Below are 18,402 nucleotides of genomic sequence, written 5' to 3'. Positions count from 1 at the left end.
AACTTTAATCCAGTCACTATGTCTCTATGGTGACAGGTCTGCGGATTTTGAAATTCATTAGCACGTGGATGTGGCTTTTTACCTTCCTGTGGTGTCTAATGAATTGTAAGTTCAAGAGGAGGTTCTTCAGGTGTCACGAGCTCAAGACAAATCGCAAAACCCTGTTCTTCCGGAGGAGCAGGAGCACATCCAGCAATTTGAAGCCATCTATGATCAATATCGCGAGAGAATTCGCAATTATATCGCAGTAAAGACGAATTCGGCGGTAGCCGACGACTTAACGCAACACACCTTCTTGAAAGCAATGGAGAACTTCCATTTATTCAAAGGCAACGCCAGTCTGTTCACTTGGATATTCAAAATCGCCCAGAATATCGTAAAAAACGAATATCGTACGCGATCTCGACATAAAGAAATCGCGCACGAAGTAATCGATTTTGAGTCCCAATCGATTTCCCTCGATATGGCTAAGGATGTCGATATCCGCATTGATATTAGCGCTGCATTAGCCAAATTGAATGAATTAGACCAGCAGATCATATCTCTACGATTTTTCGTCGACTGTACTTTATTGGAAATATCCAAAATTATCGGGATGCGCGAAAGTGCGGTCAAGAACAGGCTCTATCGGGCCTTAGAGAAACTAAAAAAAGAATTAAAAGAATGGGGTGACATTACAATCATGTCTATTCAAGAACTGATATCGATTGTGAATAAAAGCGAGGCGTCCAGCAAGAATGATACGATGAAAAAGGTATACCAAGATTTATTCGATGAACTTAAAGGCCAAGTGGAGCGGATAACTACAACCTATCGACATCAACCTTCTCAGAAAATCGTGATCGAAATCTATCCGGATCTGCCTACTTTCCATCAAGCTGTAGGCGAAACGGATGCACCAAATTGGTTCATGGGAACCTATGACCATAACATATTAAAGATCGTGTCTCCATTGAACCCAGGACCTGAGCATACGTATCAATCGATTCTGAAATCCACTGTACATTTATTTACGATGTGGTTGATCAGTGACATCAATCCGCTCGCGCCCAAATGGTTACGACAAGGCATTGGTGGCTTTGAAGCGAAGCAAATGACGCCCGAATATATTAAGAACACGACTTATGATGCGATTAACAACCACGCAGTCCCTACACTCCAAGCATTAAACGACGATTCATGGGATTTCGGAACGATGGGAGGATTTCAATTCTCCTATCTATTGGTGGAATACATTCTTCAGGAATACGGCATCGATGCACTTAACAAGCTGATTCGCAATCCTACGGACTTCCCAGGCGTATTTCAGTGCACAGAACCCGAATTCCATCAGCAATGGGTCGGCATTTTATAAGGTAAACGTTAGAAAACGAAAAACCCACCTATGGAGATTCTATCCCCGGGTGGGTTTTCAAGTATGCACTAAGCTTTCTTATACACGATACATCCTTCGGTATTCTCCTCGGCACGCACAAGTCCGCGCCGCTCCAGCTCAATCAAATGGGCGAGCGTCTCCGACATCGCAAACCGCAGCTGATGAACGGTCAATTTCGCGTTAAACACTGCAAGGCAGCATTCGTAGGCCGTTTTCGGCTCCGTTAGTAATTCAACAAACTTCACTAACCGTTCCTCATGATGCGTGAGCAAATCCGCGATACGTTCCTGATAATGGCGGAATGGATGCCGGTGCCCCGGATAAGCAATCGTAACATCATAGGCTTGCAGCATTTTCAGACTCTCCATGAATGATTGCAACGGTTGTAGGTCACTGCCCGGTATGTAACTGATATTTGGCGAAATTTGTGGCAGGATCTGATCTCCACAGAGCATCTCCTGTGAAGCCTCATGATAGAAGCAAGCATGCCCTGACGCATGTCCATTCGTCACAATCACTTGCCACTCGCGGTCACCTAGTCGAATGTTCGATTGTTCTAGGTATGTAACCTCCGGTTGAGGAGAGACATAAGCGATGAAGCTGTCAAAATGATCCTTGATCTCAGCACGGATAGAAGCATCCATCCCGTGATGCGCGAGCAATCGATCCATCGCGGCGGTGGCCGCCTGATCCTTCCCCCACATCATCTGTGCATGCGCATGAGCTATCTCTGTCATATAGACCGGCGCACCCGTCTGCACCTGGAACCACCCGGCCAGACCATAATGATCCGGATGATGATGGGTCAGTACAATTTGCTCAATATCTTGCATTGTGATGCTTAATTCCGACATTGCAGCACGCCAAGCTTCGAGCGCATCCGCTGTATGCTGCCCCGGGTCGATTAACGTATATCCTTGAGAACCTCGCACCAGATAGCTATTAACCCATTTGAGTGCATTCGGCAGCGGGATTTGAATTTGAATCAGATCTTCTCCCCACTCTGATGTCACAACCTGATTTGCCATTTCTGATCTCTCCTATCCTCGGCCAACGAAGATCATTCTTGGTGATGTGTCTTCCTCATAGACGCTCTCATCATAATTGCCGTATATCTGTTCAATATGTAAACCGGCTTCCGACAGCATCGATCGAAATGCATCCAGATGATACAACTTCACACGCTCATGATATCGGCGAACGGATTCCTGTGCATCCGTAATGACGATTTCTTTTTTCACATAACCCGCTTCAATCTTACGGTATTGATCAATGCGCAGCCCGACTTCTTTGTGTTCCGTATAAGGGACAAGATTTCGCTTAACATAAGACGGATTGAGAAAATCGATAATGAAAGGCGCTCCCGGCGCCAGCATCCGTTTAATTTCGTGAAGCACCCTGCCGTTCTCTTCATCAGAATCGAAATATCCAAAAGAAGTAAATAAATTCACCACCGCATCATATCCACCATCTAAAGGAATCGATCGCATATCTGAACGCACCCAGCGCACACGTTGTTCGATATCTTGCGCCTCTGCTTCACTTAAGAGGACCTCCGACAAATCGACGCCCGTCACATGGTATCCAGAGTCTGCAAGCACGTTCGAATGCCTTCCCATCCCACAGCAGAGATCGAGCACCTTGGCCCCAGCAGGCAGATGCAGCCAACTGATCATTTGCTGCACTTCCTCGTAAGCCCCATAACGATCTCGATGCTTATAGACGATTAAGTAGTCCTCGCCAAAACTTTGTTCAAACCACTCACTCATACCAACAATTCCCTTCTGCGCACACAATCCTCTTATAAAAAAATTTATTTATTCCGCATGATTCAATCGAGCCAGATACGTAGTGAATTGTACCATTTCCTCTTCCGTCCAGCTCTCGAAAATTTCTTCGAAGCGTTGTACACGCGCGGTTTTAGCAAGCATAAACTCATCCATTCCCGCGGGGGTAATCTGAATCAGACTAGCTCGTCCATCCTTCGGATCCGGAAGCCGCTCTACATAACCTTTCGCCTCAATAGAGGCAATCTGCCGACTGATCGTTGAACCGTCGAGTCGAAGCTCCTCTGCAATCGCCTTGATCCCCATCGGACTTTTATTCTTCAATAAATAGAGCAGCAGATAGGCCGCCCGGTCTAATTTCCCAAGACGCATCTCCGATTGTACCGATAATGCTCTACGAATCAACATCGCTAATTCGAAATCCATCGTATCCATCAGCTTCTGTTCCATCATTCATCACCTGCTTCTTAAACTCTCTTTCGCTTAATGTAACAAAATTCGGCAGTTCCTTCAAACCATATTGACAGTTCATTGAATAGATGTATAATACATATATATTGATGTACTATACATGTAGATGTAAAATAATCCAATTATGATGATTTGTTTCTTGCCTAATTGGTCATTGTATAGGTACAACGAAAAATTATGGGGGCTTGATGTATGATTTCATCCAATTCACAGTATCAAGAAATTGAAAAGCGCGCAGGGATGTTGAACCAGCCTATCTCCGTATGGGCCATTGTCTTTGCCAGCATCATTTCTTTCATGGGATTGGGTCTTGTCGACCCGATTCTACCTGCGATTGCCAAGCAATTGCATGCAACACCAAGTCAAGTGTCCCTCTTGTTCACCAGCTATAACCTCGTGACAGGGATCGCCATGCTCATTACCGGCTTCGTCTCTTCAAGGCTCGGAACGAAATGGACACTAATTACCGGAATCTTCATGATTATCGTCTTCGCAGCGCTCGCGGGCAGCTCTAATGCCATTAGCAGCATCGTATGGTTCCGCGGCGGATGGGGACTTGGCAACGCCTTGTTCATTGCAACGGCATTATCTGCGATTGTCGGATTGTCCAGATCCGGAACAGCCAAAGCGATTATTCTCTATGAAGCTGCATTAGGTCTTGGGATCTCTGTCGGTCCACTCCTTGGTGGAGAGCTCGGTTCCATCTCCTGGCGTGGTCCTTTCTTCGGCGTTAGCGGTCTGATGGCTCTGGCACTCATCTTCATCCTATTCATGATGCCGAATGTCGCAAAACCGAAAAAAGCGATTCCGCTGTCTGCTCCATTCAAAGCTCTTACGTACCCAGGGCTGCTCACGCTCGGCGTAACAGCATTCCTCTACAATTTCGGGATGTTCACGTTGATGGCTTATGCACCTTTTGTTATGGAGCTTGATGAACATGGACTTGGATATGTTTTCTTCGGATGGGGACTATTGCTCGCCATTACTTCCGTATTCGTAGCACCGAAATTCCAGCGCTGGCTTGGTACGATCAAGTCGATCAGCATCGTGTTAACCTTGTTCGCTCTCACGCTTATTGTGATGGGTATTGGGGCTGATACGCCGAAGGTTGTTATTGTCGCTGTTATCGTATCCGGGATTTTCCTGGGTATTAACAATACATTGATCACCACAGCGGTCATGGAATCTGCACCGATTGAACGCTCAATTACCTCTGCCGCTTACAGCTTTGTACGGTTCTTAGGTGGAGCTGCGGCTCCGTTCCTAGCCGGTAAATTAGCAGAATGGTTCAACAGCCGAATTCCTTTCTATTTTGGCGGCGCGATGGTTCTGATCGCGGTCTTCTTCCTAATCGCAAGACGCAGACATCTCGCTGGCATCGACGACGCAGTAACTCATCATTAATCGAATGCAGTTACCTGCATAGGGTCCACCTAGTCTGAACAATCTAAAGGGGGAATCACCATGTATGAACATATTATTGTTCCAATCGACGGGTCGAAGCATGCCATGCTCGCCTTGCAGCATACCATACAGCTCGCGCAGAACGAGGCATCCTGCTCGATCACGCTCCTGCATATTAATCCGCACATCTCCATCAATGAAGTGGCAATCGGCGTGGATCTCATTGCCCTGCAAGAGGAGGAAGGCCGTCTAATTCTGGCAGATGCGGAGAAGTTGATTGTCGGGACAGGCATTTCACACAAATCAGAGTGTTACACTGGTGATCCCGCACAGCTTATTGTCAAAAAAGCTAAAGAAGAGAATGCCGATCTTATCGTGATGGGCAGCCGCGGGCTGAGCTTGTTCTCCGAATTGTTCATCGGCAGCGTCAGTCATAAAGTTGTGCAGCATGCCCATTGTGCTGTGATGATTGTCAAATAAGAAAACAACACAAAAGAGACCTCCAACTATGATTCGAATAGTTGGAGGTCTCTTTTTCTGGCTATCCATCCCTATTAACTTTCAAGTTCTTTCTCTCGCTTAAGGATGTCTTTCATCGATGTCTTCAGTGCAGCCTGTGGCCCCTCAAAGTGCTTGTTGTAATAGAGCAAATCCATCAGAATCAGCAGAATGAACATCCCAATCAGCGCATATCCTGCGTTCTGGTTCGGCGGGATGACCATCAAGACGCTGATAAATACAATCCACAGCAACGAAATTACATTAATAAGACGACCATATTTGCCTAGGTTCCACGGTCCTAGATGTTTCGGCTGGAATTTGCCTTTGGCTTGTGCGACTAAGCGCAGCAGCATTGGAATCCCATAAGCGACATAGAGGCCTACGACGCTGATCGCCGTCATAAAGACGATCGTCCCAACGGTGTTATCTGGATTAATGAGCTTCAGAATATAGTCTATCGCAGCGAGAATGAAAGAGAGAATGACGGCAAGCCAGATCGCTTTTGCAGGTGTGCGGAATTTACGCGAGATCTCAGCCCACTGCTTGCTGAACGGCATGCCTTTGTCGCGGGAGAATGCATACATCATGCGAGAGAACGAGGTAATCGAAGATAGGCCGCAGAACCACATCGCGAGTGTCACGAGCCAGAGGAGAATGTTGCCGAACGTGCCGCCCAGCGCTTCCGTAATGACATAGATAAATGCATTGCTCGCCCCCGCTGCCGCACTTGCATCTTGGATGGATAGCGTCACGAATACGAGCATAATAAATCCGAAGACGAAGGAATAGGCAACCGATGTGAATATCCCCCATGGTGCGCGAATCCGCGGATTGATCGTCTCTTCAATCGTATGCGCAGAAGCATCATAACCCGTGAACGTCCATTGCGCCTGCAGGAGTCCGATCAAGAATGCAAAGGCATAAGGCTTATCCGAGAACGTCTGCCCCACCTGGAAAATATAATCGAGCGGCTTGAGCCCTGAATTCGTGAAGAAGGCAAGACTAACAACCAGTACAGCTACGATGATGATATGGTACCAAGCAGAAATGTCATTAAATTTCGCTACCAGCTTGATCCCCACATGGTTCAAGATCCCATGGCTGAGCAGGATGATCGCGAAGACGATCAGTATCGTCGTATCATTCGACGTATAGCCGAAGACGGAGGCGAGCAATGGATCTGCAAACAAGGCAACCGAATAATCGATCCCTGCCACAATTCCGATCTGGCCGATCAAGTTGATCCAAGCCGTATACCAACCCCACCGCTTATTTCCGAGCAGCGATGCCCAGTGATATAATGCGCCAGCCGTCGGAATCGCTGAAGCAAGCTCTGCCATCGAAGCAGCGACCAAGATGACGAAGAGCGCAACGAGCGGCCACCCAAACCCCATCATCCCCGGACCGCCATAGAGCAGTCCATGTCCGTATAAGGAGACGGCTCCTGTGAGAATGGATATGACCGAGAATGAAATCGCAAAGTTCGAGAACCCGCCCATACTACGCAATAATTCTTGCGCATAACCGAATCGATTCAAATCTTTCTTGTCCTCTAGCCGTTGTTGTTCTGAGACTTGACTCATGGATTTCCCTCCTTATCAGTTCCGCTTCATACCATTAACTTAAGAAGTTCTCGTGATTCTTCTCGTCATAATTCCGAATATTGCGATTTGCGAGCAATACAATACCGAGAATGACAGCACAGGTTAAGATCACCAATAAAATCCCGAGAATCAAGTTCATCTTCTCACCTCCTCACACGTGGATTCGGATCGCTACATGATGAGTTTGATGCCGCTGGTCTCCTGCTCTAGCATCTTGTGCAGCACGGTGCCCATATGGGCTCCCGCTTCAATCGGTGGGGTTCCGCCGCGATGAATATTCGAGATGACGGTACGGTCGGATTCGACCGTTCCGGCATGAGGGCGATAACACATATAAGCGCTCATCGATTCAGAGGAGACGAGACCCGGACGCTCGCCAATGAGCAGAACGAGCACCTCGGGCTGTAGAATATCACCAATGTGGTCCATGCTGCCTACGCGCCCGCCTCGGACGAAGAAAGGCGTTCCGCAGGATAAGCCATAGACCTCAAGCGCATTCATTAAGGAGGGGTATACGTCACGTATATTGCTTTCTATGGCATTTGCACTGAGGCCATCTGCCACGACAATTTGTACTTGCGGTCTGTGCACACATTTCTCTCTCATGAGGGCGACTCCCTCATCGTTGATCCGACGGCCTTTATCCGGTCTGCGCAGGAAGGTCTCCATGTCCCCATAATGCGTCTCGACGGTGAACAAATTCATCTCCTGCAGGAGGTCTGGCGATACTTCGCTGAACACCGCATCGATCGCAGCCGCATGCGCATTACGCAGTGCCAGCATGGTTGAAGTGAGCGGCCGAGTTCCCGTTCTCCAGACGCCTATGCGCGCCGGCGTGCTCGCGAGCAGCTCCTCCATTCCTTCTGCCCATCTAGGTTCGGGAATGTTATGAGCAAGCACTTCATTGATCGAATGGTCTGAAGGCAGCTCGTCACTGTGAGATTGAGCTAATATTTCATAAGGGGTTGCAACTTCAGCAATCACATGAGGCTTGGATTCCCCATCCTCCCCCTTCTTCTCCAGCGCCTTCATCACTTGATCGACTAGCCAATTGAGCGTGCTCGAATCGTTCATCCGAGTTCCTCCTCTCGATTAGACTCTTAAGCTCGTTACATGAACAATGTCGGATCACCGGCTAACGGAGTCAGTCTACCGTTCTGCATCAGCCCCATATCCTCCAGCCAGCGTTCGAAATCCGGCGACGGGCGTTTCCCGAACAATTCGCGTACAGTCGCAATGTCATGGAAACTAGTCGATTGGTAATTCAGCATGCAGTCATCTGCCATCGCAACGCCGATCAAATAATTCACCCCAGCTGCAGCAAGCAGTACTGCTAGATTATCCATATCGTTCTGATCTGCCTTCATATGATTCGTATAGCAGACGTCTACCCCCATCGGGAGCAAATGCATTTTGCCCATAAAATGATCTTCCAGCCCCGCTCGAACGACCTGCTTATTGTCATAAAGATACTCTGGGCCAATAAATCCAACCACCGTGTTCACGAGAAAGGGCTTATACTTGCGCGCCAATCCGTAACATCTGGCCTCAAGCGTCACCTGATCTATGCCGTAATGCGCCTCAGCTGAGAGCTCTGATCCTTGCCCCGTCTCGAAATACCATAGATTGGGCCCTGCCGCAGTTCCGTCGCGATGAATCAGATCATCCGCTTCATCGAGCAGCTGCTCATGAATACCGAAGGCTTTATTACCCGCTTCCGTCCCTGCCAGGCTCTGGAATATCATATCCGCTGGCGCCCCCTGCTTGATCGCTCTCATCTGCGTCGTGACATGCGCGAGGACGCAGTTTTGCGTCGGGATACTCCACTTCTGCATGACTTCTTTGGTCATTTTCATCACTTCACGAACACTATCCGTCGTATCGATCACCGGGTTAATCCCAATTACAGCATCCCCGATCCCATAACTGAGTGCTTCATAGAGTGCTGCCTTAATACCCAGAATATCGTCCGTCGGATGATTGGGCTGCGCCCGGCCCGATAGCACGCCACGCTGCCCAATCGTGTAATTGCAATGCGTCAGCACTTCAATCTTCGATGCCGCCTGCATCAGATCCAGATTCGACATCAGCTTCGCTACTGCCGCAATCATCTCACTCGTTAAGCCGCGACTCATTCGGATGATCTCCGGCTGAGTCGTTTTCGGGTGCAATAGATATTCGCGCAGCTCCGCAATCGACCAATTGCGAATTTCTGTATAGATCTTCTCGTTCACCTGCGACTCGATTATACGAGAGACTTCATCCTCTTCTGGCGGAAGGAGGGGCTCATTGCGAATATCTGAGAGCAATGCATCTGCGAGCGCCGCCTTCGCTGCCATCCGTTCACTATTATCCGAAGCCGCAATCCCAGCGAGTTGATCCCCGGACTTCTCTTCATTGGCTTTGGCCATAATCTCCTTAAGGTTTGCGAATTGATAGGTTCTGCCAAGTAAATGAATAGTCATCTTCATTCGGGCCACCTCCTTTCTATATTTGCGATCGATAGACTAGAAGTGCGTGTTCAAAAAGTCGGCATTTCAGCACCTTAGAGTTTTCGAAGAAAACTTACATCGTAAGCATAAACTCAGGTTGCGAGAACCCTCGGATAATGCTTCCGTAGCGAGTTTTTCTTCGAAAAACTTTCAGGAGGAACGGAGTTTAGGCAAAACCTAAATGAGTACCGGACTTCGAAGGTGGGCGCAAGATTCGATGTCGATTATGCTTCTTGAATGACTTCGTGATCAAATGACGACTTTTTGAACTACCTCTAGAAGGCTAACGTCTTCACCATGACGGGAATCGCTCGATCCTGTACTGGCAACCCAATATCGACATAGTCTCCATGCGTCACACGAATCTGATCAATACAGACCAACTTGGGATGGCCTTGTAACAGGAGACGCAGTCGATGCCCTAAAGCTTTCGCCATATCCTGCTCACAGACCAGCACGAGTGTCTCTACATGCAGGCAATGGGTGCGAAATTGCGCGGCTAACTGCTCCGCGAGCTTGTCAAACGCCTTATAAGAAAGATGCTGGAGCGCTGGAAGTGCAATCCCCATCTCTTGACTTCGCTGTTCTCCGGAAGCGATGGAGCCTGATGGTCCACCATACCACTTGGCTGCTTGTTCAAAAAACGTACCAAACGTAGCCATCCATTGTTCGTAAGTCCTTGTTCGATCCAATGGCGGAAGCTGAATGATCGGTACGTTACGAAGCGGTAAAATATCATCCTCAACGTAGACCGTAGATCCGCTTACTTCGGTACTCTGCATCCCGGCCCCGAGCACCGTCGCTCGAACCGTCTGGGAGGGCACAGCGGTAATAATCCCCATTTGATCACAACTTTCTCGCAGTGCGCTCGCGAGCAGTGGACCCATGTCGCCGTGTACCGTAACTTCATGTAAGCTGCGCGGAGATGCCTCTTTCGCATAGAACCATTGGCCGATTCCTCCGGAAACCATAAGGCGTGTATAGATCGGAGGTGCTTTATGGCGGCTTTTCTCACGACCGATTCGAAGAAGCTCTACAGCAGGATCCCTCCCGTTCGGTAGCCCTTGGGCGCCGGATAATCCGGATAGAAGACTTCGGCTCAATGCCGCAGCGATGGCGCGAAGATCATCGTATGTGCATCGCTCCCCTTCGCGGAGATGGAACGAGTTCATGCGCAACCAAGGCTCGAGTGCGGGCGCAACATAAGTGACACAGCCATCCGGTTCAAGGCGGATCAGGCGCCCGCCAACATGATAGGTTACGGTGTGGATGACGTTGCCGCGATAGCAATAAGCAGCATTCGCCGTCCCTCCGCCGATGTCTACATTGACGATGATGTCCTTGCTCTCCCTGGAGTAAGCTTCAGCCCCCGACCCCTTCGCTGCGAGCACGGCTTCTAAGTCGCTCCCCGCTGTCGCAACCACGAAGGCTCCGGAGTCTTCCGCAATCTGCTGCAAGAAGGGGGCTGCATTGGATTTCCCAGCACTCTCCCCTGTAAAAATAACCGCCCCTGACATCACATCCTGCGGCGATATATTCGCCACGAGATATTGTTCACGCACCCACTCACCAATCGCTAGCTCATCGATTTGATCCTGGATCAATGGGGTCGTAATTACAGGGCTCTCGTACTGAATAAGGCGCTCAACAATCGCATACCGCGGGAGTGCAAAAGTGCTGGACATGCGGGCAATCCGCAACCTACTGACGATCATCTTGGTTGTACTTGTTCCGACGTCGATCCCCACGCTGGTAAGCCATTCTTCCCGTCGCCCCGATCTCATAGGAAGCTCCTCCCCGTTGTGCCATGGCCCCCATACCCTTCCGGGACATCATTCAACGGTTCTTGTACGATCTGCATCGCTAGTCCGGCCATCGATATCCGTTCTCTCATACTCTGCTCTCGCAGCCAAGAATAGGCGTGCTCCTCCATGAGACCACGCTCCGTCATTAATCTGCCTTTCGCACGTTCGATCCACTTCCGATCCTCTAGAGACTGTCTTAGCACTTGCAGCTCCTGCTTCACTCGCAAGAATTGTGCCCGCTGCCCGCAAGCAACTTCAACCGCTGGGATGAGTCGCTCCTCTGTTACAGGCTTCACGAGATAAGCCGTAACGCCCGCTTCCTTCGCTTGTTCAACATAAGTCATATCGCTATAAGCGGTTAACAGAATGACAGCAGGAGAGCCTTGCGGCCAGCGGTCACTCATCTTATGAATTCGTCTTGCCGCTTGAATTCCGCTCTGTCCGGGCATTTTGACATCCATAAGAATCAGTTCCGGTTGTAAACGATGCGCCATTTCTATCGCTTCTTCCCCATTCCGCGCTTCCCCTACGACCTCATATTCGTACTCCGTGAGCATTTCTCGCAAATCCATTCGAATGAGCGCATCATCGTCGACGATCAAGGTCGTTTTTATCGTCGCTGCAACGTGAATCATCCCGACTCCCTCCCCCCATTCGATAGCGGAAATTGCAGCTCTGCGACCGCCCCGTGCCCGGTATTCTCGAAGCGAAAAGTCCCGTTCAGCTGCCCTTGAACCAGTGTCCGCACCATATTTAAGCCAAAATGGGACCCGCCCGTCGCTGAGACACTCGTCTCTCTATTTGGCATATGAATACCCGCGCCATTATCGATAAGCGCCATCGTGACCATATCATCCGACTGATGAATGGTTATCGTAATGATCGGTTCCTGGTTCATGACGTCTCCAAAGCCGTGCTTGATACTATTCTGAATAAGCTCCGTCACGATGAGTGCCAGTGTAGTAGCTTGTTCAGGCTCGATCCATAAGGTCTGCATCGCTGGAAGATCACAGCGTATGTTCTGATCTAGCTCCGTAAGTGAATGAATCACCATCGGGCAGAGGCGATGGATAACTTCGTACAGATTAATCTGATCCAGCCCTTTATACGCCAAAATATCATGGATCAACGCGATGCTGTTCATCCGTTGAATCATATCCCGGTACGTCTGCTTCACTTCCTCATGCTGCGTACGCCTCACTTGCAGCCGAAGAAGTCCCGCGACGGTCTGGAGATTATTTTTGACCCGATGATGCATTTCTTGGATAAAAGCGGACTTGAGTATAAGCTCTTTCTCTCGTTCCTTCAGCTCCGACAAATCACGGATGAGCAGCAGACCGCCGACTGGATGACCCTCCTCATAGAGCAGCATGGACTTGACCTCCAGTGCGTACGTTCCGCTCACTACCTCATGGGTCAGCATTTGATTCTGGAGCACATTCCGTTCCTTCGGTAATAACGTTGTAAGCCATCGTCTGACCTCGAGCTCTTCCGTCATTCCGAGTCTCATCAGCCATGCTTCCGCGCTCCGATTCGAATAGGTTACGCGCCGCTCTGCATCGAACAGAATCATTCCTTCATGCATCAAGCCTGTGGTCCGATCCTCCTGTAATGCCAGATGCAGCAAGGTTTTACCGAGCTGTTCCGTCTTCTCCTTCAGGAAAGCGACGTTCTTCTCCTGCTGTACCTCATGCGTAATATCACGCTCCAGAATCAACACGCCAATCGGTTGGCCCTGTTGATTCTGAATCGGAACGACATTCTGCTGCATTTCTTTCTGCTCCTGCGAAATCCCTCGTGACCCAGTCACAGACTGACCAGAGAGCAAGCAATACATGACGGCTGGTTCGTGCTGAGCGTACGCGAATTGTCCAATGACGGAGCCAAGGTATAGACTTGATGCCGTCGTCGGTTTCGCCTCGGCCACGACAATTGCGGACTCTCTGTCTCGTGATAGACAGTCAATGAATAGGTCCGCTTGAGACAAATCTGCCATCATGGGAAGCTGAGCTGCCAGCGTTCCGAGGATTTGGATATCCTCAGGCCGTAGTTCCGTATGATCAAGACAGAGCTGCTGAAGATGCGATGATGACATCCGACAGATTCCCCTTTCTACAATGAATAGCGTCCAAGAATGAGATCGATTAGGTAAGAAGGAAGGTCAAGCGCCCGCGCAGGGCATCAATATTATGCTTCGTGATGGAAGACGTCTGCCATAATTCCCCTTCCGGCAGTGCGACGCGAATGAGCGATTCCGCACGAATCAGATCCGCTTCGGGGTGATCCATCTTCGTAATGACGCCCATCGCTGGAATCGGAAACCCACCTGCAAATCCTGGTGGAAGCGCGATATGTCTTGCCGTCGCATCCTGTACAATGAGGAGTAGACCCGCTTCGAATGAGGTCGCCATCAAGGATCGGTAGTACATCGGATTTTCGGTATATTCGCCAGGGGTATCGATGATCCAATCCCGAAATTCCAAACTCTGCGTCTTGCGCGCCGGTAGTTCATCTTGGAACAACGCTTGGAGCAGGGTCGATTTGCCGGCGCCCACGGATCCGATCAACATGACACGTTTTTTGGGTTTTACCATATCAGGACCTCGTCAATAACGCGGGGGTATATAATAGCTTACCGGAGAGAAAAGAATTGATCGCTTCCATCGCCATCTCCACAGCAGCCACTTCACCCGTAATCACAAGCGAACCAGTGAACCGATCCAAATACCCCAGCGCGACATCCGCAGCCTTCGTCGCAATGTCCGCAGCAATAATTGACGTCTCCGTCGGCGTCAGCGTGAGGATACCGATCGCACCGGCATCATGGAGCCCCAGCTTCGTATAGAGGATAGGATCGGGGTTCGCGATTACATGCGCGAGGGTCACCTGCTTGCCGGGTACATATTCCTGCACGACTCGCTGCTTCTGTTCACTCATTCGCTTCCCCTTCCTCTCCTGAACTTTCATGGAACATAATAACTTCATCCGACAGTTCGTAGGCATCGACAATGCCGACAACAATGGCGTCAATCGGCACGCTCCGATTATCGAAGAGCATCCGCGCCGGGTTCCCACGCGATACGATCACATTCTCCCCAATACCCGCACCGATCCGATCAGCCGCGATCACGGTACTGCCTTGCGCTTGCCCTTTGAAATTCATCGGTTGAACGATCATGAGCTTCAGATTCTCCATTCCGCTCTCCTTATGCGTCGCCCAGACACTGCCGAGCACTTTACCGAGGAACATCGTTCTTCACCTCATCTACGAACCGAAGTTCAGCTCTATGCTCCCGAAGGACATCTCGGGCAAGCGGCGAGATCAGTGTCCCTCTTGCAACGGATAACACACGACCCTTACGATGGCTAATCAGCCGAGCCGCCTCCGAAGCAGTTAGCAGTCTTCCTTCGAACACAACACTGCCCGATTTCTGCTCTAGCGGTGAATCAACGGTCTGCTCCGGCTGCAGCGCAGCGATAATCCGCTCAGCTAATTGATTGAAATCCGCCAGGTGAACGCCAATCTCTTGCAGCTCCCGCAGCTTTGTACGATAACGTTTGTCGTAACCAGGCGGCAATGCGGTGACTTGCAGGGTACGGCGATTACCCCGTGAAATCCCGCTCCCATCCGAAGGGATAAAGACGGGCTTGCTTATGAGCAATGCCGCATACACAAGCTCGGACAAGACGGTCCCCTTCAAGCCGTGCACGATGCGAGAAGCCTGGTCCAGATCAAGCTCCGGAACGACAATGGCCGCATAACGCTGTGGCAGCTCGATCGGCGCTGGTGCAAATTCGTCCATAGCGATGCATTTGCCCGCCCCTGTACACTCAATGCACTGTGATCCAATCCAACCAGAAGCCTCACCATCGAGCAGGAGCAAATCATGTGCTACGCCTGCTTGCTTCAGCGTCACGAAATGATCCAGATAGAGGTCAGCCGCACGTGAATCATTCAGAATATACAAGACCTGCGGAGACGGCTTATCGGCTTTAGGCATGGATCGCAGCAATTCACGAACCAGCTGCTCCACCGTTTGTGTCAGATCCACGGAATCGCCTCCTTCCCCTTCAAGGTGTAATAACTTCAACGTGATTTCCCGTATGCAGCCCTGCCGCATTGGCCTCATCCATGTCTATATGGAAATCAAGCACATATCGCTCATGCACACGTACCGCCACAGATGGGAAAACAAGGGGTCTCCCCTGCGTATGCAACGTTCGCAGCATAAGGGTATCGCCAGACTTCACTCGAAGAGCAGCAGCATCGGAGGGGGACATATGAACATGGCATTTGGCGACGATCACCCCATGATCCAGATGCACTTGCCCTGCGGGGCCAATGAGCGTGACTCCGGGTGTATTCGCCGTATCGCCAGATAATCGGAGCGGCGCCTGCAATCCAAGCTGAAACCCGTCTGTACGCGATATTTCCACTTGTGTTTCTTCCCGGGTAGGTCCGAGCACGCGAACGCCTCGAATTTCACTTCTCGCTGTTCGCAAAGTAACCTTCTCCATCGCCGCATATTGACCTGGCTGAGATAGAGGACGATCAGGTGTTAACGACACGCCCGTGCCAAAGAGCTGTTCCATGTGCAGCTTCGACAAATGAACATGGCGGTTCGATACCCCAACCGGGATCAACGGAAATGCTACGGTCGATCGTGATGCGTCCATCTCACTCGTGATCCTGACCTTAATCCCTCTCGATTTCAGAAAATCTGCGGCTGCCGGCGTCAGCTTCCCATTCGGCTCCAATGTAAACGGATTCGGAATTCCCGATGGAAGCATCGCCCTTAGGCTCGATTCAGTCACAATCCCCATATCGCATCTGACTACCCTTCTAATTTAGGCAAAATATGCTCAATATCCGAATGTGGACGCGGTATGACATGAACCGAGATTAACTCGCCAATTTTCTCCGCTGCTGCTGCGCCCGAATCGGTTGCTGCTTTTACTGCGCCAACATCGCCGCGAACCATTACGGTCACGAGTCCACCACCGACATGAACTTTCCCGATCAGCTTCACATTCGCTGCCTTGACCATGGCATCTGCAGCTTCCACCGCTCCCACTAACCCTTTTGTCTCAATCATGCCTAATGCCGACATTTCTCCAGCCATTTAATACGCCTCCTTCGCTATTTTACAATTCGGACGAGCCAATTACCCCATTCTATGAACGCTCTACTTCGGCTAGCACTCTTTTTACAATTTCCATCACATCTTCCCGGCTTATGCTGATTGCTGGCTTCGTATCATGATCAGTGGCGACTGTCACAGGCTGTGCGGGTTCTCGTTCAGGAATGTCTTGCATGTGAAAAGCAACCCGCTTCACATTCATCAAATGCTGTGGACCGATATTGTCGGACGTAATATTATTGCCATACGAGCCGCAGCCGAGCGTTAAGGAGGGAAAGATTCCCGTACTCATGCCGATGCCGCCGAAGGTCGTTCCCGAATTGACGACGATTCGCGAGGCCGGCTTCTCCAGACCGAACGCTTCGATCACTTGAAGATCTGTCGCATGAATCCCCAGTGTATGACCTAATCCGCCCAGCTCGAGCAGCTTTTTGCATAACATACAGCCTTCCGTTTCATCCTGCACCGTATAGAGCGCAAGAATTGGACACAGCTTCTCGATTGAAAAAGGGGCATGCTTGCCGATTTCCTCTTCCTCAGCGATGAATACGGTCGTGTGAGCCGGAATCGTGATGCCAGCGAGTGCAGCAATCGCTTCGGGAGATTTGCCGACAATCTGCGAATTCAGGCCGCCGTTTCGGAGGATGAGTCCTTCGATCGCTCGTTTCTCCGCATGAGATAGCATATACGCCCCACGACGGATGAACGCATCGATAATCGCTGATTTAACAGCCTGATCAACGACTAACGCTTGCTCCGAAGCACATATGGTGCCGTAATCGAACGTCTTACTGCGAATAATTCGTGATACTGCTTGCTCCACATCCGCACTGCGATGTATGTAGACCGGGACATTGCCCGGACCGACGCCGTATGCAGGTTTGCCAGAGCTGTAAGCGGCCTTTACCATCGCGGTGCCGCCCGTGGCGAGGATCAGATCCGTATCCCGATGCGTCATGAGTTCTTTGCTTGCTTCTAGTGTTGGAAGTGCGAGACATTGAATACTGTGGGGCGGTGCGCCTGCTCGTTCTGCCGCCGCTTGCATCTGAGACGCTGCTTCGAAAGAACATTGCTTCGCCCCCGGATGTGGACTGAATACGATACTGTTGCGTGCTTTGAGCGCGATCATCGCCTTGAACATGACGGTTGAGGTCGGATTCGTAGACGGCACGATGCCGGCAATAACCCCAACAGGCTGCGCAATTTCCCATATTTTGCGTTCATCATCCCGGTGAATGATCCCAACTGTCTTCATCGATTCGATCGCGGGGTAGATCGAATCGGCCACGAACAAGTTTTTCGCCGCTTTATCCGGCACATTACCGAAGCCTGTCTCTTGAACGGCAAGCTCGGCCAATGCTGCAGCAGACCGCCGGACTTCGCCTGCCATCTCCGCAATCACGGCGTCGATCTGCACTTGGCTCATCGCCTCCAGCTGCGCTTGCGCAGCCTTCGCACGCTGTAAGGAATCACGTACTTCTTGTATGGATTGTAAATCAATATCGAATCCCATAGGGTCTCCTCCTTACTCCGGATTCGGATAGATCCGATCTCGCACCTGCAGATCCGGTCTTGCAATGACATGCGCACTTAACAGCTTGCCGACTTTTCTTGCCGCTTCCTGCCCTGCATCAACCGCTGCTCGAACGGAAGCCACATCCCCGACCAAATAGATCGTGACGATTCCGGCATCCGCCTTCTCCAGCGTAACGACACGTACATCTGCGGCTTTGGCGGCCGCATCCGATGCAGTGATCAAGGCGGGAATTCCCCACGTCTCGATCATGCCTAACGCTTCATGTTTACCGCTCATACGCTACCT

At 50.4% G+C, this 18,402-nt stretch carries 21 protein-coding genes; 3 read left to right on the top strand and 18 right to left on the bottom strand.

The genetic code is table 11. The features are described 5' to 3' along the window. Positions 1-130 precede the first annotated feature (130 nt). Positions 131-1,354 (top strand): RNA polymerase sigma factor, encoded by a 1,224-nt coding sequence (locus ACFQZR_RS10670; protein ID WP_379345601.1) that lies wholly within the window; start codon positions 131-133, stop codon positions 1,352-1,354. 68 nt (positions 1,355-1,422) lie between these two features. Here ACFQZR_RS10670 and ACFQZR_RS10665 read toward each other — a convergent pair whose 3' ends face one another. Genes ACFQZR_RS10665 through ACFQZR_RS10655 form a run of 3 tightly spaced genes read right to left on the bottom strand, consistent with a single transcriptional unit; the run spans position 1,423 to position 3,615 of the window. Next, positions 1,423-2,403 carry an MBL fold metallo-hydrolase gene (locus tag ACFQZR_RS10665; protein WP_379345599.1) on the bottom strand — a complete coding sequence of 327 codons (981 nt, stop codon included), beginning with the start codon at positions 2,401-2,403 and terminating at the stop codon, positions 1,423-1,425. 12 nt (positions 2,404-2,415) lie between these two features. After that, on the bottom strand, positions 2,416-3,144 hold the full coding sequence (locus ACFQZR_RS10660; protein WP_379345597.1) for a class I SAM-dependent methyltransferase: 729 nt from the start codon (positions 3,142-3,144) through the stop codon (positions 2,416-2,418). Between the two features lie 48 nt (positions 3,145-3,192). After that, positions 3,193-3,615, bottom strand: coding sequence for a MarR family winged helix-turn-helix transcriptional regulator (locus tag ACFQZR_RS10655; RefSeq protein WP_379345595.1), 423 nt, complete (start codon positions 3,613-3,615; stop codon positions 3,193-3,195). Between the two features lie 210 nt (positions 3,616-3,825). Between ACFQZR_RS10655 and ACFQZR_RS10650 the strand changes: the two genes are divergently transcribed. After that, positions 3,826-5,037: an MFS transporter gene (locus tag ACFQZR_RS10650; RefSeq protein WP_379345593.1), complete on the top strand. Its 1,212-nt coding sequence runs from the start codon at positions 3,826-3,828 to the stop codon at positions 5,035-5,037. A 60-nt stretch (positions 5,038-5,097) separates the two neighbouring features. After that, entirely contained in the window at positions 5,098-5,517 is a 420-nt protein-coding gene (locus tag ACFQZR_RS10645) for a universal stress protein (protein ID WP_379345591.1), read from the top strand. A 74-nt stretch (positions 5,518-5,591) separates the two neighbouring features. Here the strand turns inward: ACFQZR_RS10645 and ACFQZR_RS10640 are convergent, their stop codons facing one another. From ACFQZR_RS10640 to ACFQZR_RS10570, 15 genes are all read right to left on the bottom strand, one after another. Then, positions 5,592-7,121 carry an amino acid permease gene (locus ACFQZR_RS10640; RefSeq protein ID WP_379345589.1) on the bottom strand — a complete coding sequence of 510 codons (1,530 nt, stop codon included), beginning with the start codon at positions 7,119-7,121 and terminating at the stop codon, positions 5,592-5,594. 34 nt (positions 7,122-7,155) lie between these two features. Beyond that, a complete protein-coding gene (locus ACFQZR_RS10635) occupies positions 7,156-7,281 on the bottom strand; it encodes a hypothetical protein (protein WP_018756962.1) in 126 nt (41 codons plus the stop codon). A gap of 32 nt (positions 7,282-7,313) precedes the next feature. Then, on the bottom strand, positions 7,314-8,216 hold the full coding sequence (gene eutC, locus ACFQZR_RS10630) for an ethanolamine ammonia-lyase subunit EutC (protein ID WP_379345587.1): 903 nt from the start codon (positions 8,214-8,216) through the stop codon (positions 7,314-7,316). Between the two features lie 35 nt (positions 8,217-8,251). Continuing rightward, positions 8,252-9,613 (bottom strand): ethanolamine ammonia-lyase subunit EutB, encoded by a 1,362-nt coding sequence (locus ACFQZR_RS10625; protein WP_379345585.1) that lies wholly within the window; start codon positions 9,611-9,613, stop codon positions 8,252-8,254. A gap of 296 nt (positions 9,614-9,909) precedes the next feature. Continuing rightward, entirely contained in the window at positions 9,910-11,418 is a 1,509-nt protein-coding gene (locus ACFQZR_RS10620; RefSeq protein ID WP_379345583.1) for an ethanolamine ammonia-lyase reactivating factor EutA, read from the bottom strand. Next, positions 11,415-12,074, bottom strand: a complete 660-nt coding sequence (locus ACFQZR_RS10615) for an ANTAR domain-containing response regulator (RefSeq protein WP_379345581.1) — start codon at positions 12,072-12,074, stop codon at positions 11,415-11,417. The genes ACFQZR_RS10620 and ACFQZR_RS10615 overlap by 4 nt, the downstream gene beginning before the upstream one ends. Next, positions 12,071-13,534, bottom strand: coding sequence for a sensor histidine kinase (locus tag ACFQZR_RS10610; RefSeq protein ID WP_379345579.1), 1,464 nt, complete (start codon positions 13,532-13,534; stop codon positions 12,071-12,073). The genes ACFQZR_RS10615 and ACFQZR_RS10610 overlap by 4 nt, the downstream gene beginning before the upstream one ends. Positions 13,535-13,583: 49 nt before the next feature. Next, positions 13,584-14,033 carry a EutP/PduV family microcompartment system protein gene (locus ACFQZR_RS10605; protein WP_314587015.1) on the bottom strand — a complete coding sequence of 150 codons (450 nt, stop codon included), beginning with the start codon at positions 14,031-14,033 and terminating at the stop codon, positions 13,584-13,586. A 1-nt stretch (position 14,034) separates the two neighbouring features. After that, positions 14,035-14,376: an ethanolamine utilization microcompartment protein EutS gene (gene eutS / locus ACFQZR_RS10600; protein WP_018756955.1), complete on the bottom strand. Its 342-nt coding sequence runs from the start codon at positions 14,374-14,376 to the stop codon at positions 14,035-14,037. After that, the gene (locus tag ACFQZR_RS10595) at positions 14,369-14,689 is read right to left on the bottom strand and encodes a EutN/CcmL family microcompartment protein (RefSeq protein WP_379345576.1); all 321 of its coding nucleotides are present in this window, start codon (positions 14,687-14,689) and stop codon (positions 14,369-14,371) included. The genes eutS and ACFQZR_RS10595 overlap by 8 nt, the downstream gene beginning before the upstream one ends. Further along, positions 14,676-15,530 (bottom strand): hypothetical protein, encoded by an 855-nt coding sequence (locus ACFQZR_RS10590; RefSeq protein ID WP_379345574.1) that lies wholly within the window; start codon positions 15,528-15,530, stop codon positions 14,676-14,678. The genes ACFQZR_RS10595 and ACFQZR_RS10590 overlap by 14 nt, the downstream gene beginning before the upstream one ends. Continuing rightward, complete coding sequence (pduL, locus tag ACFQZR_RS10585; RefSeq protein WP_379345572.1) at positions 15,511-16,263, bottom strand: phosphate propanoyltransferase; 753 nt, start codon at positions 16,261-16,263, stop codon at positions 15,511-15,513. The genes ACFQZR_RS10590 and pduL overlap by 20 nt, the downstream gene beginning before the upstream one ends. An 11-nt stretch (positions 16,264-16,274) precedes the next feature. Next, on the bottom strand, positions 16,275-16,562 hold the full coding sequence (gene eutM / locus ACFQZR_RS10580; RefSeq protein ID WP_018756951.1) for an ethanolamine utilization microcompartment protein EutM: 288 nt from the start codon (positions 16,560-16,562) through the stop codon (positions 16,275-16,277). A gap of 52 nt (positions 16,563-16,614) precedes the next feature. Next, complete coding sequence (locus tag ACFQZR_RS10575) at positions 16,615-18,093, bottom strand: aldehyde dehydrogenase family protein (RefSeq protein ID WP_379345570.1); 1,479 nt, start codon at positions 18,091-18,093, stop codon at positions 16,615-16,617. A 12-nt stretch (positions 18,094-18,105) separates the two neighbouring features. Further along, complete coding sequence (locus tag ACFQZR_RS10570) at positions 18,106-18,393, bottom strand: BMC domain-containing protein (RefSeq protein ID WP_379345568.1); 288 nt, start codon at positions 18,391-18,393, stop codon at positions 18,106-18,108. Positions 18,394-18,402: the final 9 nt, after the last annotated feature.

Source organism: Paenibacillus sp. GCM10027629, assembly GCF_042676425.1.
In the GTDB taxonomy this organism is placed as follows: Bacteria; Bacillota; Bacilli; order Paenibacillales; family Paenibacillaceae; genus Paenibacillus_K; species Paenibacillus_K terrigena.
This window is presented reverse-complemented; position numbering and strand designations above follow the sequence as displayed.